At 38.0% G+C, this 17,333-nt stretch carries 18 protein-coding genes; 1 reads left to right on the top strand and 17 read right to left on the bottom strand.

The window, feature by feature from the left end:
* Positions 1 to 30 precede the first annotated feature (30 nt).
* From R3F25_07240 to R3F25_07205, 8 genes are all read right to left on the bottom strand, one after another.
* Entirely contained in the window at positions 31 to 486 is a 456-nt protein-coding gene (locus R3F25_07240) for a hypothetical protein (GenBank protein ID MEZ5496609.1), read from the bottom strand.
* A gap of 428 nt (positions 487 to 914) precedes the next feature.
* Entirely contained in the window at positions 915 to 1,313 is a 399-nt protein-coding gene (locus R3F25_07235) for a hypothetical protein (protein ID MEZ5496608.1), read from the bottom strand.
* Between the two features lie 84 nt (positions 1,314 to 1,397).
* On the bottom strand, positions 1,398 to 2,366 hold the full coding sequence (gene lipA, locus R3F25_07230; protein ID MEZ5496607.1) for a lipoyl synthase: 969 nt from the start codon (positions 2,364 to 2,366) through the stop codon (positions 1,398 to 1,400).
* Complete coding sequence (lipB, locus tag R3F25_07225) at positions 2,363 to 3,001, bottom strand: lipoyl(octanoyl) transferase LipB (protein MEZ5496606.1); 639 nt, start codon at positions 2,999 to 3,001, stop codon at positions 2,363 to 2,365. Before lipB ends, lipA begins: the two co-directional genes overlap by 4 nt.
* Positions 2,989 to 3,291, bottom strand: coding sequence for a DUF493 domain-containing protein (locus R3F25_07220; protein MEZ5496605.1), 303 nt, complete (start codon positions 3,289 to 3,291; stop codon positions 2,989 to 2,991). Before R3F25_07220 ends, lipB begins: the two co-directional genes overlap by 13 nt.
* Positions 3,284 to 4,429 carry a D-alanyl-D-alanine carboxypeptidase family protein gene (locus tag R3F25_07215; GenBank protein ID MEZ5496604.1) on the bottom strand — a complete coding sequence of 382 codons (1,146 nt, stop codon included), beginning with the start codon at positions 4,427 to 4,429 and terminating at the stop codon, positions 3,284 to 3,286. Before R3F25_07215 ends, R3F25_07220 begins: the two co-directional genes overlap by 8 nt.
* Positions 4,430 to 4,506: 77 nt before the next feature.
* Positions 4,507 to 5,796, bottom strand: coding sequence for a HAMP domain-containing sensor histidine kinase (locus R3F25_07210; protein ID MEZ5496603.1), 1,290 nt, complete (start codon positions 5,794 to 5,796; stop codon positions 4,507 to 4,509).
* Positions 5,780 to 6,466, bottom strand: a complete 687-nt coding sequence (locus tag R3F25_07205) for a response regulator transcription factor (protein MEZ5496602.1) — start codon at positions 6,464 to 6,466, stop codon at positions 5,780 to 5,782. Before R3F25_07205 ends, R3F25_07210 begins: the two co-directional genes overlap by 17 nt.
* 353 nt (positions 6,467 to 6,819) lie before the next feature.
* On the opposite strand from R3F25_07205, the gene xrtH reads away from it, so the two are divergent.
* The gene (gene xrtH / locus R3F25_07200) at positions 6,820 to 7,335 is read left to right on the top strand and encodes an exosortase H (GenBank protein ID MEZ5496601.1); all 516 of its coding nucleotides are present in this window, start codon (positions 6,820 to 6,822) and stop codon (positions 7,333 to 7,335) included.
* Here xrtH and R3F25_07195 read toward each other — a convergent pair.
* From R3F25_07195 to R3F25_07155, 9 genes are all read right to left on the bottom strand, one after another.
* Positions 7,325 to 7,633 carry a DUF962 domain-containing protein gene (locus R3F25_07195; protein ID MEZ5496600.1) on the bottom strand — a complete coding sequence of 103 codons (309 nt, stop codon included), beginning with the start codon at positions 7,631 to 7,633 and terminating at the stop codon, positions 7,325 to 7,327. The genes xrtH and R3F25_07195 overlap by 11 nt on opposite strands.
* Positions 7,634 to 7,638: 5 nt before the next feature.
* On the bottom strand, positions 7,639 to 8,037 hold the full coding sequence (locus tag R3F25_07190) for a ClpXP protease specificity-enhancing factor (protein ID MEZ5496599.1): 399 nt from the start codon (positions 8,035 to 8,037) through the stop codon (positions 7,639 to 7,641).
* A 12-nt stretch (positions 8,038 to 8,049) separates the two neighbouring features.
* Positions 8,050 to 8,685 (bottom strand): glutathione S-transferase N-terminal domain-containing protein, encoded by a 636-nt coding sequence (locus R3F25_07185; GenBank protein MEZ5496598.1) that lies wholly within the window; start codon positions 8,683 to 8,685, stop codon positions 8,050 to 8,052.
* A 193-nt stretch (positions 8,686 to 8,878) separates the two neighbouring features.
* Positions 8,879 to 12,151, bottom strand: coding sequence for an FG-GAP repeat protein (locus R3F25_07180; GenBank protein MEZ5496597.1), 3,273 nt, complete (start codon positions 12,149 to 12,151; stop codon positions 8,879 to 8,881).
* 110 nt (positions 12,152 to 12,261) lie between these two features.
* On the bottom strand, positions 12,262 to 13,491 hold the full coding sequence (locus R3F25_07175; protein MEZ5496596.1) for an ABC transporter permease: 1,230 nt from the start codon (positions 13,489 to 13,491) through the stop codon (positions 12,262 to 12,264).
* Complete coding sequence (locus R3F25_07170) at positions 13,491 to 14,693, bottom strand: efflux RND transporter periplasmic adaptor subunit (protein ID MEZ5496595.1); 1,203 nt, start codon at positions 14,691 to 14,693, stop codon at positions 13,491 to 13,493. Before R3F25_07170 ends, R3F25_07175 begins: the two co-directional genes overlap by 1 nt.
* Positions 14,690 to 15,673 carry an efflux RND transporter periplasmic adaptor subunit gene (locus R3F25_07165; GenBank protein MEZ5496594.1) on the bottom strand — a complete coding sequence of 328 codons (984 nt, stop codon included), beginning with the start codon at positions 15,671 to 15,673 and terminating at the stop codon, positions 14,690 to 14,692. The genes R3F25_07170 and R3F25_07165 overlap by 4 nt, the downstream gene beginning before the upstream one ends.
* A complete protein-coding gene (locus R3F25_07160) occupies positions 15,666 to 16,625 on the bottom strand; it encodes an HlyD family efflux transporter periplasmic adaptor subunit (protein MEZ5496593.1) in 960 nt (319 codons plus the stop codon). The genes R3F25_07165 and R3F25_07160 overlap by 8 nt, the downstream gene beginning before the upstream one ends.
* Positions 16,622 to 17,287, bottom strand: coding sequence for an ABC transporter ATP-binding protein (locus tag R3F25_07155; GenBank protein MEZ5496592.1), 666 nt, complete (start codon positions 17,285 to 17,287; stop codon positions 16,622 to 16,624). Before R3F25_07155 ends, R3F25_07160 begins: the two co-directional genes overlap by 4 nt.
* Positions 17,288 to 17,333 lie beyond the last annotated feature (46 nt).

The following is a 17,333-nucleotide window of genomic DNA, read 5'->3' as shown; positions in this document are numbered from 1 at the left end:
TTATTTATGAGCGCAGATACACAGAATTGTTTACAGGCTCGTTTTTGGTGCAACTACAAAATACTTACACTTTGTTATTCTTGAAAAAAGAAGTTTTCCATATTCTCCCGCTACTTGATAATATTTTGTAAGCATTTCTCTATTGATAAAAATTTCTTCTCCTACAGTGATTCCTAGTGATGGAGCTTGTTCTGTAAATTTCTTATCAGCAATCCCCGCCCTATGAACCAGACAGTTTCTTAATGCGTGCATTTCAATTAATCCCATTGTTAGTTTTTCTGGAACTTCTCCACCCATATCAAAACAAGCCAATTTTATTTCCATAAAATCAACAATGTGACTTCCACCAGTTTTCCAATTTGATAGAAAAAAACGATAGTTATCTTCTTCGGTTTCATCTACCAAATCTCGCTTCCATCTATTGGGAATATCAAGTTTAACAATATCTTCTCTGACACGTTTCTTTTTAAGGAGAATAACAAACATATCCTCTATTGCTGTTTGTAACGAATTTCACATTGCAATTAATACATGAATATTTGTTTTTGAAAAATCATTGTCTAATATATTCTTCGTAAGATTTAATGTTGCTATGGAGTCTGTTCAAGATAATTCATGGCTTTAGTTACTTGATAAGGGATTTTAACAAATTTCCTAATTATCCGTAGTAGAGTTGGGGTATGTCTTAACGCAGTTGTAGACTTTTCAATATGTGTAGCTATACAAATTTGATTTGCCAATTCTGTGATAAAATTGTCCAATGGTGTAATAAATGCATTAACCCCTTGCTCTTTGATTCTATTTGACACTAAACACTCACTTTCTGCTTAATCAATATATCCTACATCATAGAACTAATGAGGCCGAATCGTTAATTTTTGACCCCTTTGATTTGGCTGTTTTATTTGTTTGAATCAGCTCTCTGAGTCATCATCGGTGAGCTTTTCCTTAACCTCTTGATATTTTTCAGCAGTTTTTTCTTTTACTTCCTGATACTTTTCAACAGTTTTGTCTTTTATCTCTTTTGAGCCGTCTACAATATCATCTTTGATTTCCAAAGATTTTTCTTTAACATTCTCAAATCCCTGTTTGACAGAGTCTGCTGTTTTTTCAGCTGAGTCTGAAATTTTGTTTTTCATATCATGTGCTTTATCTTTAGCTTTTTGATAAGTACTTTTAGTCTCTTCAGTCAGTTCCTCCGTCATATTGTCTAATGACTTCCCTGCTTTTTCAGCCGGACCCGGTTGCTCGCTATCATTATTGCTACAAGCTGATAAACTCATAATAAACAGTAAAAAGATTATATTCTTCATAATTATTCCTCCATATTTTGTTATTGAAAAAAGTCTGATTGTCACAAAATCAACTGGGTTTGAATTAATGAATTTAAAAAACAATTACTCTTTTTCCATTGCCTCTTCTGCTGATTTATCAGCAAAATAAGAAGACCTTATCAGTGGACCACTGGCGATGTGAGTAAATCCAAGACTGTAGCCATATTCTTCGATGTCTTTAAATTCTTGAGGTGTCCAGTAATACATGACCGGATGATGATGTTTGGTGGGTTGCAGATATTGACCGATGGTAATCATATCGACTTTATGTTCAGCTAAATCACGAAGAGTTTCCTGAACTTGTTCATAAGTTTCACCCAATCCAACCATGATGCCAGATTTGGTCAGAATATGAGGATGATTTTCCTTAAAGCGTTTAAGCAATGTCAGCGACCATTGATAATCCGCTCCGGGACGAACAGATTTATATAATGGAAATACGGTTTCCAAATTGTGATTAAAAACATCCGGAAGCTCCTGCGCGAGAATATCCAGAGCCACATCCATACGTCCGCGACCACGATAATCAGGTGTCAGAATTTCAATTTGAATGCCCGGACTTTTTTCACGAACAGCTTTGATGCAATCCACATAGTGCTGAGCTCCACCGTCTTTCAGGTCATCTCTGTCAACAGATGTAATAACGACATATTTGAGACCCATTTCAGCAATGGTATTTGCCAGATTTTGGGGTTCATTGACATCCGGTGGCAAAGGCCTGCCATGTGCCACATCGCAGAAAGAACAACGGCGAGTACAAACTTCTCCAAGAATCATGAATGTGGCAGTTCCCTTGTTGTAGCACTCATGAATGTTAGGACAGGATGCTTCCTCACAAACAGTAACCAGAGCGTTGTTGCTGATTTTTTTCTTCAGCTTTTCAACGGCATTTCCAACCGGCAATCTCACACGAATCCAATCTGGTTTACGAAGAGTCGGAACATCGGTTTCAAATCCGGCACGGTTTCGATGAGTTTTATCCGCACCAAGCTGTTTTTTTCCGGCAATAATTAAAGGAATGGAATCTGTCATTGTTTCTTAAATTTCAAAATATTACACAAATTGTCAACAAGTTCATTTTGCACCTGATGAAAATCGACATTATTAACGAATTCACTGAGCTGAACCACTTCAAGACCTAAAAAACCGCAAGGATTGATTCGAGAGAATGGTTCCAAATCCATGCGAATATTAAATGCCAACCCATGAAAAGTACAGCCTTTACGAACTCTTAAACCCAGAGAAGCAACTTTCTTACCTTCGACATAAACTCCGGGAGCGTTTTCCCTGCGTTGCGCATGCACATCGTATTGAGATAAGGTCTGAATAATCGCTTCTTCGATTCCATGCACCAAAGCTTTAATACCCATCTTATGTCTTTTCAAATCAATCAATGGGTAAATAACAATTTGACCCGGTCCGTGATAAGTGACTTGTCCGCCACGATCGACCTGAATCACCGGGATATCGCCGGCGGCTAAAATATGTTCTGCTTTTCCTGCCTGTCCCTGGGTAAATACCGGTGGATGTTCGACTGTCCAGATTTCATCTGTTGTTTCCTTATCTCTTGAATCTGTGAATTCTTGCATGGCACGCCATACAGGTTCATATTCACTGAATCCAAGATGTTTGATTTTAACTGGAGTCGAAATTTCTACAGTGTCCATTTCACGTCTTTGTGACTGCGAATTTCGATAAATAAATTTTCTAAATGAGTTCTGGACTCAACATTCACAGTAATTGTCACGGATTGATATTTTCCAGTTCGACTTTGATTGGTTCGCACATGATGTTCTTCAGTATCGGGACAATGTTTTTGCGCAATAAAAAGCATTTCCTGCAAAAACTTGTTAGTGTTTTCACCCATAGCCTTAACCGGATAGGTGCAAGGAAATGTTAACCCTTCGGGTTTTTGTTCCGCTTTGTTTGCTAATTCCTCAATTGTTTTTTTAGTCATCGTCTTTAAACCACAATCCTATACTATCAGTTGTTCTTGTCCACCAGCCTCCTTTATTCACAGCATCTAAGGCAACTAATGGTTTGCTTGAAATCACTTTATCATGCAAATTGATGTTTAATGTGCCAATTATTGATGATTTACCTATTGGTGCTATCAAAAAATTGGGAACATCCACTTTTGCTTGCAGGTTTTTATATTCACCTTTTGGAATGGTTATGAATAAATCTTCTTGCAAACCAAGATTGATATCTTCTTCAACTCCTTTCCATACTTCAACATTGACTCTTTTTTCATTCGCCTTAAACAACAAATTGGTCTCATAGAACCGGAAACCGTAATTAAGAAGATTCTGAGACTCATCGGCACGAGCTTTTTGAGACTCTGTACCCATAACTACCGCTATCAAACGCATGCCATTTCGCTTTGCCGAAGAAACCAGACAATAACCAGCTGATTCAGTGTGACCGGTTTTGAACCCATCAACCGAAGGATCCCGCCAAAGCAAAGTATTCCTATTGTTCTGAGTAATTTCATTAAAGGTAAATTCTTTTTCAGAAAATAACGGAAAATATTCAGGAAAATCAACAATTATCGCCTTTGCCAAAATAGCTGCATCTCTGGCAGTGATATAGTGTCCTTCAGAAGGAAGACCTGTTGAATTAGTGAAATGTGAATTTTTCATTCCCAGTTTTTTTGCATACTGATTCATTAAGTCAGTGAATGTTTCTTCAGTTCCTGCAATATGTTCGGCGAAAGCAATGCAAGCATCATTACCAGATTGAACAATCATACCTTTTAACAAGTCGCTAACACTAACTGTCTTGTTCACCTCAATAAACATTTTTGAACCACCGGTACGCCATGCCTTTTCGCTCACTCTAATCAAGTCATCAGTCCTGAGGTTACCAGTCTTCAACTCGGTAAAGACCACGTAAGCAGTCATCATTTTGGTAATGCTTGCAGGTTCTACTTTTTTATCAATATCTTTTTCAGCAATCAATGTATCCGATAGAAAGTCCATGAGGATATAACTCTCTGCGGCAAGTGTTGGTGGTGCCGGAGTTGTAATAGGCTGGCTTGTTGCAGAAAAAACAAACAGCATTGCAAATACTGAAGATAATATTTGATATTTCATATTGCTAATTTTGTTAGAAGATAAATTTTGTGTATAAATATAGGCGTTTTTTTAAAACTAAAGTTCCGGTGATACAGTTATTTAGTAAAAATTAACTCAGCTGTTAACCCACTGATATCGTTTTTGTGAATAACCGCTTGCCAATTATACAACTCACACAGTCTTTTTACTATTGCCAAACCCAACCCTGAACCTTTTTGTGTGACTTTATTACTGCGATAGTGTCTGTCAAATAATTGAGGCAACTCATCATTACTCACTCCCATCCCTTCATCAACAACCAACACTCTGTCTTTTTTCAAAATAATCTGGATTGTTCCTTTTGGAGTGTATTTAATAGCATTACCTATCAAGTTACTTAACGCGACCGAAACTACCGATGCAGGAGCCTTAACTTGTAACCAGTCCTCTTCGACTACTTTAACATTTAATTTTTTAAGACTAATTGTCGCTGAAAAATTCTGTAATATATCTTTGATTAGTTTTCCAACCTGAGTTCGCTCCATATCTTTGTCAGCTCTTTGTTCTTCTCTAGCCAACAATAATAATGTTTCTATCAGCTCCGAAGATTGTTTAACCGCTCTTTCAATCCGATCCAATCTCAATCTGGTTTTTTCATCTATTTCCGGTTGAGCCATTATGAGCTCCGTCGTGCTGGATATAACAGCAAGTGGTGTTCTTAATTCATGGCTAACGTCGGCATTAAACTCTTTGTCTCTATCGACCATCTTTGTTAACCGCTCAGAATACTCGTCCAGTGCTTGTGCCAGTTGACCCACTTCATCATCTGAAAAACCTTTTGCCAGCTTTTGTTTTTGATCGCTTTGGCGATTAACCATTGAAGAAAGTTTTCGCAACGGTTTAAGAATTTTTCCGGAGGCATAGATTGCCAGAAAATAGGCAATCACTGTAAATAACAAAAATATTCCTGCTAACGAAGAATAAACCAAACGATTTTCATTCTTTGGTGGTGTCACGTCAAATATCACATATCCCCAGATTTCTTTTCCATCGAGAACATGTCTTTTATTAACTGCCACTTTGAGTTTTTTTCCATCTTCTTGTAAATCATGAATTCCATCTCCCAAATCAGCATAGCTCAATGGTAAATTTAGCGGAAGTTTTTCAGGCGTAGTTAGTAAGGCTTTGACGTTGGAAGCTATTGGCTCTCCTTGAGTTCCTTTTGGATCATTAATAAACTTCTCCATATATTCGTCAAGGTTTTGTTTAATGGACTCACCAATCAAGTTGGTACTTAGATTCTGCCGAATTGTTAAAGATGTTGCCGCAAACAAAACACTGAGCAATGTGCTCAGTGTTAAAAATGCGACTATAATCCGGTATTTTAATTTATTTCGAAACTTCATCCAGGTCTGCTATTCGATAACCAATTCCGTGACGTGTGTGTATCAATGGTTTTTCAAAAGGTTTGTCTATTATCGCTCTAAGTCCATGAATATGAACTCTGAGCGAATCACTATCAGGCATTTCTTCACCCCAAACTTTTAGTTCAAGCTCGTGACGTGGAACAACCCACGGTGATGCTTCCATTAAATGTTTCAATAGCTTCAACCCGGTCGGATTCATTTCAATAGGGTTTCCTGCTCTCTTAACAATAAAAGTATTTGTATCATATTCCAAATCGCCCACCTGTAATACTTTTTTAGAGTTGTTATTCCTGCGATTGGCAAGAACCGTAACTCTTGCTTCAAGTTCTTGCAACGCAAAAGGTTTAACCATGTAATCATCGGCTCCTGAGTCAAACCCCTGAAGTTTTTGTTCGAGTGTGTCTCTGGCTGTGAGCATAAGCACCGGAGTGTTTTTATCGGTATCATGGCGTAATTTTTTGCAAATTTCCAGTCCATCCATACCTGGTAACATTAAATCCAAAATAATAACATCGAAATCATGAGTGACTGCAAAATGTAAACCGGTGATTCCATCTGCCGCATAATCTAAAATATGACCTTTGTCTTCAAAATAATCTACGATATTGGCAGCGATGTCGGTATTGTCTTCAATTACTAAAATTTTCATTATTTCTCCAAAGGGGTTTTGTTTAAAGTAGTCAAAATTAAGTTTGATTTCTCTAAATTGTAAACCAACGGTCTCTTACATCGTCCATTTACTCGAGGCAAAAAAAACCCAAGATAAGTTCTCACAAATCTTGGGCTAAAAGTAGATGCTGTTTCTCGTAATCCTGAAGTAGGTCGCAATGCACCCTTATCTAACTTAACTCTGGGTGTCATTGTACTAACATTTATGTTATGGTTTCGTTAAGATTTGTTAAGGGTTTTGTTAAATTTTTAAATTCCGGTTAACTTTTACGGTTTTATTAACAAATTCTCCGTTTTTCTATAGAATACACTTGCTACAAAATTAGAACAAAAATGCTACGATTCACAATAATATTTATAGTTTTAGTTCTGGTGATGTTTTCACTGGAGTTAATGGAACCCATCAGACAAGCTGTCATTTTGCCCTTTACCGGCTTTTTAGCCACATTTAGTGCAGTCATCATGCAATTCTTTGACTCAAATGTCGTTTCCAATGCAGATGTAATCATGAATAGAGAAAATAGTTCTCATGCTGTCAGAATCGCAGCCGGTTGTAATGGAGTAGAGGCCGTGATTGTTCTCTTTGCAGCAATATTTGCTTTCCCTTCCAGTTTTAAGCACAAACTGATAGGATTTGTTCTCGGCTTTTTTGCGATACAGTTTGTCAATGTTATCCGAATTATTTCACTTTTTTATTTGTTAGCATGGGATAAAACCTGGTTTGACTGGTTTCATTTGTATCTTTGGCAGGCTTTGATTATTCTGGATGCTTTGATTGTTTGGTTGCTTTGGCTAAGATTTCTGCCGAAGAAAAATACTGAGAACTTGAATGATAATGCTACAGTTTAATCTTTCGGGTTATTACTTGCCAAAACATCACCCAGTCACCAATGAAACTGTATAACGGATAAGTGAAGGTTGCCGGAACATTTTTTTCAAAGAAGAAATGTCCTACCCAAGCAAAACCATATCCAATAACAGGAGCAAGCAGTAACAATAGATACTGCTTGCTGAATATGACATAAACAATTAATGCAACGACCAAAGTAGAACCAATAACATGGAGCAAACGACATGTTTTATTGCTGTGTTCTCCCAAGTAAAACGGGTAAAATTCCTTAAAGCTGTGATATTTTTTTTCACTCATGGCAATTATTTTACCACTTTGAGAAAGCCTTTGTCATTTGGAGATTTCTTTTCCTTAGATGTTGTATCAGGTTTAGGAGGTTCAGGGGTGTTGTCATCATCTTCACCAAACATCATTCCTTGTCCGTTTTCACGCGCATAAATTGCCAAAACACTATTCATAGGAATGAACAGATTGTGACTCACACCCGAGAATCGGGCATCAAACAAAACACCTTCGTTAGCAAGCTCAAGATTATTGGTCGCACCGTAGGATACATTTAATACGACTTTTCCATCCTCATCAATCCCTGATGGAATCATCACATCTTCGCCCTTAGCATTCACCAAAATTAAAGGTGTGCACTCATTATCACTAATCCATTCGTGCAATGCTCTAAGAATGTATGGTTTTGAAGAATTCATCAGCTCACAGCTTTAGAAATCAAAACGCATTTCACGTTCTTGTTCTGAAACACTCTGTTTAAATGCTTCTTTTCGGAAAATCATATGAGCATAAGTTCGGATGGGTTTTGGTAAATCTTCCCAATCGACACCATAATATTCCAAACGCCACAAAAATGGTGCAAGGCAAGTATCAACTAGCGTCATATCATCACTCAGGAAAAATTTTGATTGGGAAAACAAATCAACGGAGGCATTCAATTTAGCAGTTAATTCATCAATCGCTTTTTGTTTTTCGTCAGGGGAACCACTTTCCAATCTTGGAATATAGGTTAACCAATCTTTTTCAATGCGGTATGTGTATAATCTCAGCTTCGCTCTAGTAACAGGGTCCGGTGGCATCAAAGGGGGATGCGGATAACGTTCATCCAAATACTCAGTAATAACTGTTGTGCCATATAACGCCAAATCTCTGTCAACTATCGTTGGAGTTGAGTGATAAGGATTGATATGAATTAAATCTTCAGGGGGATCAAGGGGATCAACTTCAATAATGTCAACACTACTGATATTTTTAGTTTTTAATAAAAAACGGATTCTGTGACTATCATACGAGTCAGAAACTGAATACACAGAAATTAATGAACGGCCACGCGCAGGAATTATCACGTTAAAATCTCCAAAATGTTATAATAATTCGAATTTATTTCTTTGCCAAATTTGACAAAGTGGCGGATTATAACATTTTTTAATTTAAAAAAGCAAAATTCGGGCAATCACCAGCATTGCCCAACAATGAATGTTTGTTTTATTTTCAGTAAGTTAATTGCAAACCAAGACTTTTTCAACTTCTACTATTTTGCTAATCAAAGCCATTTTCAAAGATTAAATCTGTCGATGGATTACACGTCACCTCAATCTCTGCATCAGAGCCTTGCAGTTGTCCAACTCCGAGATTGACAAAACATTCCTGAATGGGCGAACTCGGTTGAGAAAGAATAGTAACATTATAGTTGGACTCATCATCCAGTGCTGTTGCAAAGTTATAGCTTCCATTGTCAGTTACACTCAAGTCATCTCCACCATTATTTTGTAAAACAATTTCACTCCCGGAAATGAGTCCAGTGACATTAACACCGATTGAATATTGATTGGTTGTGCAAACAAAACTTCTCAAGACGTCTCCTGTCATTATACCAGATGAAGTTGTCGTACAAGTTTGGTTTGGCGTGGTCGGTTGTGGTGAAACCAAATCAATAGTAAATGTGTCGCGATGATCAACCTGTGTCGGAAATGTTTTAATTTCTCCATGAGTGTCTAGAACTAAGTTATCACCCAGATTATTGGTGACTTCGATACTGTTCCCGGGTGCAATTCCATAAACACGAACACTCAAATCAAATTGAATTGTTGTGCATGTTACATCAATAATGACATCACCCCCTGAAATTGTGCCTGTATTTGGATTATCAAAAGTACAAACTTGATCCGGAAAACTGGGTTGTTGAGTGACTGATACATCATAGGTCGATGTGTCAGCTAAGTTGGATATAATTTGCTGCCCGTCTGAATTAAAGGTTATCGAGTCATTTCCATTTGAAAAAGAAACAGTATTCCCGGCAGCCAGCCCTGTCACATCAACATATAAATCGTATCTGTCTGCAACATTCAGAATATAGACTGCTCCATCATCAATCCAATTGTTATCATCGCCAAGTGCTCCAACTAAAGCTCGGTTACCGGAAATATCAACATCATAACCAAAATAATCATCGTCCGCTCCGTCATTTGCTGTGAGTTTTTGGTTTTCGAACCAGTTCACACCGTTAAATTTAAATTCATAAACTGATCCGGAATTATTCCCGACATCATCGTCTGTATAAGAGGAAATTAGAATTCTATTTCCCGAAATCGCTGTTGATTTGCCGAAGTTATCAAAATGTATCGCCCCAACACCTCCTGTCAATCTTTGTGTTTGCACCCAATTTGTACCATTAAAATTAAACAGATAGGCTGCTCCGATTTGCTGACCATTTCCATCGTCTTCATTTGGGGCTCCAACGACTACCCAGTTGCCTTCAATACTGACGTTAAATCCAAAATAATCCCCGGCATCTGTCTCAATAGGTGATAGTTTAGGTAATTGATTCCAGTTCATGCCATCAAAATTAAATATATATGCAGAGCCGGACTTATCACCTCTGTCATCGTCCGCCCATGCACCGATTATTGCATTATCTCCATCCAGAGAAACGCTGAGTGCAAAATTATCATTTGCATCACTATCCATAGCAATTAATTTTTCTGACTCATCCCAAATGTCATTGACAGAATCATAATCAAACACATAGGCTGAACCCGCACCTGTTCCACCAACAGAGTTGTTATCAAAACGAGCACCAACCAATATTCTGTCACCGGATAAACTCACATCGCTACCAAAAGCATCACTGGCAGCAGCATCACTGGCTAATAGTTTATCCGTTTGAGTCCAATTGAAACCACCATTTCGCTCAAAAACATAAACTGAGCCAGAAAAGGTTCCGTTATCACTATCCCCTTGTGCTCCAATAACCAGTCTGTCATTTTCTATGCTGACAGAATAGCCGAAGAAATCACCTGCTGCTGTGTCATCTCCAAATATTTTTTGACTCAGTACCCAATTGCTGCTGACATAATCAAATACATAAACAGCTCCGGCATCAACACCCAAATCCTGATCGCTGTACGCACCCACAACAGCAGTCTCTCCTGAAATGCTGACAACGGATCCAAATTTATCATTTAACACGCTATCACCAGCTATCATTTTTTGATCTTCAACCCAGGACATACCGTCATAATTGTACATATAAGCTGATCCGGCATATTCAGCCATTTCATCATCACCATAGGCTCCAATCAATGATTTCTCAGGCATCATGGTATCTCTGTCTAATGCGACAGCAATACCGAAGGCTTTGTTATAATTACCACCATCGCTTGGTATGAATCTTTGGCTTTCCATGTACGCATCTACGCCGTTAAAATCATACATGTAAGCCGCACCAAGATTGTTTGCAATGCCTGACTCATCATTCTGATAAGCTCCAACAACAATTCTTCCGTTTGAGTTTGAAACAGAAACTCCAAAATTATCACCAGATGTTCCATCGGATGCCGAAAGTTTTTGATAGAATTCCCAACTTCCGGTCATGCCGTTATATTCATAGACACTTACCGATCCCGAATCGACACCTAAGTCATTGTCTCTCCAGGTTCCAACAACAAACTGAGTGTTGTATAAACTCACTGAAAACCCAAAGTTATCGTTGTTTTCACCTGTCGGGTCATAGATTTTTTGAGCAAAGTCCCATGTATTGCTTCCTAAGTTTAGATTAAACACATAGACTGAACCACTAGTGATGCCACTATTTTCATCAGTAAAAGCACCAACGATCGCTGTATAACCATAAAGACTCACTGATGAACCAAAGTTTGCAAAATCATATATTCCCGGCACGGTTATTTTTTGTGTTTGAGTCCAATTACCACCAACGTATTCAAACACGTACGCAGCTCCTGATAATGGCCCAATCTCTGTATCATTGGATGAACCAATCAAAATTCTATTAGAAGACAAACTGACCGAGTTTCCAAATCCTTTCGAGAAGCCAGAGTGACCTGTTGGTGTTAATATCTGGCTTTCAATCCAATTATTACCATCAAAATCAAATACATAAACCTGGCCGTTTGATCCGGCACCAGGCGCTCCAATAACCACTCTGGTGGATGAAATACTAACAGAAGTGCCAAAACGGTGACCGCTACCGCTATCACTGGCAAACAGTCGCTGAGTCTGAATCCAGTCGTTTCCGTCAAAGTGATAAATATATGCTGAGCCAGATGAGCTTCCCATGTATCCATCTCTAGAAACTCCAATAACGGCATAATCACCTGACATGCTTACAACTCCACCAAAATAATCGCCGGCAAAAACTTCGGACACAACCAGCTTGGCTTCTTCAACAATGGATTTTATTTCAGGAGTGTTTGAAGGGATTTCTACGTTCGATAATACATAAGAAGTCTTTGCAACTAATAGAATAAACAGAGTAAACACAGACCACAGATGTGTTTTATTCGACTTTTCCACTTGAATTCCCCCAATTATTGATGTGCTACAAGGCGAATAACACCTCAGAACATTTTAATTGTACCACACCTTTTTATGTGACAAATACCGGAATGAGCCTCAAGCAGGCATTAATTTTTCTGCAAAGCCAGTATTGGATCCAGCTCTGCAGCTTTTTTAGCAGGATAGTAACCAAAAATAATTCCTGTTATTAAGCACACACCAACTGCCAGGATAATCGAAAATAAGGACCATTGAACCGGCCACTCTGCAAAAGATTGTATGATAAACGACAACAACACTCCCATAACGATGCCCAATAAAGCACCAACAGCAGCAATGGTTGTGCTTTCAATCAAGAATTGATTTTTAATATCAACTTTGGTTGCGCCAACCGCTCTCATAAGCCCGATTTCTTTGGTTCTTTCAAGAATGGTCGCCAACATAATATTCATGATTCCGATTCCACCCACCAATAACGAAATTCCCGCAATACTGGACATTACAATGGTGAATATTTGTTGTGTCTTATTTTGTTGATTTAGAAGAGAAGCTGGTACGATAATCTCAAAATCTTCAACATTTCCATGTCTTCTTTTTAGCAATTTATCAATTGCCAATGCTGCTACTTGCGGTTCAATGGTTGTGTCTATAGTGACTCTAATACTATCAATTTGGCTTTCAAGATTAGGTATTTTCAAGCGTTTCTGAGCTGTTGCCAAAGGTAGAAAGATTCTGTTATGTTCAGCCCCTAATTTGATGCCTTGAATTTCCTTTTTACTGAGTTCTTGCTGTTGCAAAACTCCAACGACTTTAACCCACAAATGGTTGATTTTAATTAATTCACCAATCGGGTTTTTATCGGCAAATAAACTCTTAGCCACTTCAGAACCAATCACAGCCACCTGTTTACTGGCATTATTGTCATCCTGAGTGAAAAAATCTCCGGCTTCAATTTTTAGATTTGACATGGAAAAACAGTTGGGAGAGACCGCAATAACTGAACTATCTGCTTCCGACTGATTAGAAAATACCGAATAGGTTTTCAAGTTCTTTTCAGCACAACTTTGTGAAACAAAAGGCAAAGAGCTTTCAATGGTTCGCATATCGTTCAAACTTAATCCCACCGAACTTTTGCGTATTTCTTTTAAAGTTTCGTTGTCATTGAGCTTTTCATGGATAACCAGATTTCTCAAACCCATGGACTCAATGAGTCGAGTGGACTCAACCTTTGCTCCTTCACCAATGCTTAACATTGCAATAACAGCGCCAACTCCAAAAACCATTCCTAGCAAAGTTAATAAAGTACGCAATTTATGATGCATCATTTCCACAATAGCTTGTTTAAATAACACTAACATTATCGTGCTTCCTCCTTGTTCACTTGCTCCGGGTCAACAAGAGCAATCACATCATTTTCTTTCAAACCGGCGTCTATCTGACATTGGCTGGTTGAGCATAAGCCGGTTGTTACAAACCTTTTATTAAATGAATTTCCTTCTTTTAAATAAACCCAGCTATCCTCTCCTTCTCGGAAAATGGTTTGAATTGGTACGACAATATTCTCACTTTCATCACTTGTGAAAATGACTGCATCCAATCGTTGCCCGGGTAATAACTTTTGTTGATCTTGCTCATTAATAAGCACATTCACAATAAAGTATTTAATTGGATTATCGCGTTTTTTGGGCTGAGCGGTGTTACTGATTTGAGTCACAGTACCAGTGAATTTTAAATCCGGAAAAGCATGCAGGCTGATATCAACACTTTGACCTTGTTTAATTCCAACAGCTTCAACTTCAGGCACATATATTTTTGCCTGCATAGATGATAAATCAGGAAGAGAAGCCAGTTTCATTCCCGGAAAAACAGATTTACCGGCTTGTGGAATGGTGTCATCCCATGATTTTTTTAGAACGACAATGCCGTCATGAGGAGCTTTAATTTCAAGACTCTCAAGATTCTCTCGGTTGACATCTATTTTTGACTTTTGGAACTCACTTTGTGAGTCAATTAAATTTACCTCAGATAACGATTTGTCCTGATAGTGACTTTCCATCTTTTGTAAGTGTTGTGTCTTTGCTTCCAGAAATTCTTCGTTATCGGATGCCTCAATCATTTCAATTTTGGTATAGAGCAAAGGGTCGTCGATATTGAATTTTTTAGCCATCAAATATTCAAAATTGACAACCTCTTCTTCATTATTAAAATCTGCAATAGATAAGTCCATTTCGCGTTGCTTCTTATTTTTACTGAATTGTAATTTGCTGATTTCATATTCAGCAGCATCCACTTCCAACTGAAAAGGAACGCCGTCAAACCGCACAATCACATCTCCTTTTTTAACATGTGCGTACTGGTCGATAATCCAGGCAATTGTTTGAGGTCTTTGGGTTTTAGAAGCCGAAGTAATCGGTGTGGATGTCACAGCCTCAAGTTCTCCACTTGCCATCAGACTGAAACGAGTTGAGGATTTTTCTACTGTCAATTGTGGGATGGGAGCATCATTTTTTGTACATGAAATAAATAATAAACAAAGAACAAACAACAATATCACTCTCATAGTTTATTCTCCACGGCTTGTGCAACATTATTTACTTCACCTTCAATCGTAGCATTGAGTCTCATTCCGGGTCGCATAACTTCTGTATCGACATTTTCAATAAATACAGTGGCTTCGAGAACTTTACTGGGTTGATTTTTGGACTTTATTGTAACAACTCTGGCCAAGGACTGAATCGAGCCATAAAATTCTTTGTCCGGCAATGAATCCAGTTTGATTTTTACTTTCAATCCTTCTTTAACAGAGCGAATGTTGCTTTCAGGTATTTCCAACTTGGCGATAATCTGACTTAAATTAGCAACTTCAATCACTCTGTGACCACCCCAAACAGTATCACCAACCGCAAATTTGTTTTTATCCCAACCGGATTTGTGAATAATAATTCCTTCAGATTGAGCCATCATTCGCATCTCCGCAATTGAGTTACGATACTCTTCGATTTCAGCATTGAGTTTATCTACTTCAGCTTGAACGATTTGTTTTTCTGTTTCCGCTTTTTGACGACTGAGTTGCAAATCCAGTTTGGCTGATTCATACTCTTTCTTAGCCAACTCAAAGCTCAGTTGGTTTTTGTAATATTCGTTTTGAGCAATGAGTGACTTGGGCAATTCAGCTTTTCTTCTTGCCTTATCAAGCTCCATTTTTTTTTCTTCGATGGTTATCTTTTTGTTCTCAAAGGTTTCGATGTTGTTAACACTTTGATTTTTTAAAGTGCTTTGCTTAATTCCTAACTGTCCCTGAGCATCAATCAGTTTGGTTTGAATAGCATCTGTTTTAAACATCAAAACCGGCATTCCTTGTTTGACAACACTTCCATCTTCCGCCATGAATGCAATGGTGTATTGCCAGATTCCTCTGACTCTTGGAGGTGAATAACTATCGGTTTTTAATGCTTGAAGTTCGCCGGTAACAGATATAGATGTTTCGCTCTCAACAGAAAAACTCAAAAACATTAATACAGCTAATATGAACTTAATCATTAACATCCTCCAACTCCAGCTCTATCAAAGCGCTCATTCCGTGCATCAATCCGTCTGGCTTTTCTCCTGTCAGTTCGACTATAGCCTCATAATACAATGCATCTCCCCAAACCTGCATATCTTCTCCCGCAGATGCAATTTGTACAATTTCTCCCGAATAAACCTCATCCAAAAAAGCATCAAAGCGAATTTTAACTTTTTTATTATCCCTGATTTTTGGTAAATCAATTGCATTCAACCAGGCAATAATGTGCATGTCCGTGTTGCGAGAAACACTTAAAATCTCCTGTCCTGAGTTTAATTGATCACCAATTTGAATTTTCTCTCCGGTCCATGATTTAGTTAGATAAACCACATAACCATCTTGTTCAGCATAAATAGTAAATTTATCCAGCATTCCTTGTAGATAGTCGAGTTTTTCTTGCTTCTGGTTGATTCCGAGCTCAATCTCGACCTCTTTTTCCGAAATTTTTGTCTTTAACTCCTTTAAATCGCTTTTTGCTTTCTCATAGTTTTTTTCAGAATTTTTGAGTTGTAATTGATTTTGTTTATAAGCCAAGTCACCAATATAGTTCTGCGGTATTTGAGCCTCTTTTTCAGCAATCTTCAAATCGGTATCGGCTCTTTGATAAGCAATTTCTGCATTATTCAGTTGAATCTTTAACTCAATGCGCTCCTTTTTTGAAGTTGCTTTGAAAACTTCCAGTTCTTCGATTTGAGCATTGATTTGTGAATCAATACTTGAACCGTCGATTCGTAATAGAAAGTCTCCTTTCTCTACTTTGATTCCTTCCTCCGCCATTTCACTAATTTTTCCTTGAAAGGATGGAACCAAAGGCATCAGTACTTTTTGAGAGTTCTTCGATTCATTTGTGCCGGTGATATAAATGGTTTCAGCATCAGCATAAAAATTTGCAAGAAGTAAAAATAAAACTGAGAATACCGGCCTCATGATACAATTTCTCCGTCAAGAAAGTGAATGGTTCGATTGGCGTATTCAGCAATGTCATCTTCGTGAGTCACCATCACTATCGTTTGCCCGGCTTGATTTAACTCTGTTAATAATTCCATAATCTGATCAGAAATCGCACTATCTAAATTTCCCGTTGGCTCATCTGCCAACAAGATATCAGGGTTGTTGATAAGTGCCCTGGCAATAGCAACCCTCTGAATTTGCCCGCCGGACATTTGGTTGGGCATATGATAAAGCCGCTCTTCAAGCCCGACTCTAATTAATAACTCCTTTGCTTTGGCTTCGCCGTCATTTGCATTGGTATTGCGACTGTATCGCAAAGGCAGCATCACGTTGTCTATAGCGTTTAATTTTGGTAACAAGTGAAATCCCTGAAAAACAAAACCGATTCTTTGGTTTCTAATCTTAGAGAGTTCGTCATCATTTAATTGGCTAACGTCCTGTCCTGCCAGGAAATAGTTTCCTGATGTCGGTTTGTCCATACAACCAAGAATGTTGAGAAGAGTTGATTTCCCGGAACCGGAACGCCCCATGATTGCCACAAATTCAGATTCACGAATTTGCAGATTTACTGAGTTGAGAGCTGTTACGGTTTCCCCTTGTGTTTTAAAAACCCTGGTCAAATTTTCTATTTTTATCATTTGCCGATTTTATCTTTTCCCTATGTAGATTTTTGATATTTATTTT

It is taken from the genome of Gammaproteobacteria bacterium (assembly GCA_041395445.1).
Taxonomy (GTDB): domain Bacteria; phylum Pseudomonadota; class Gammaproteobacteria; order Xanthomonadales; family Marinicellaceae; genus NORP309.
Note: the sequence above shows the minus strand (reverse complement) of the source record. Positions and strands in the feature narration are given on the sequence as shown.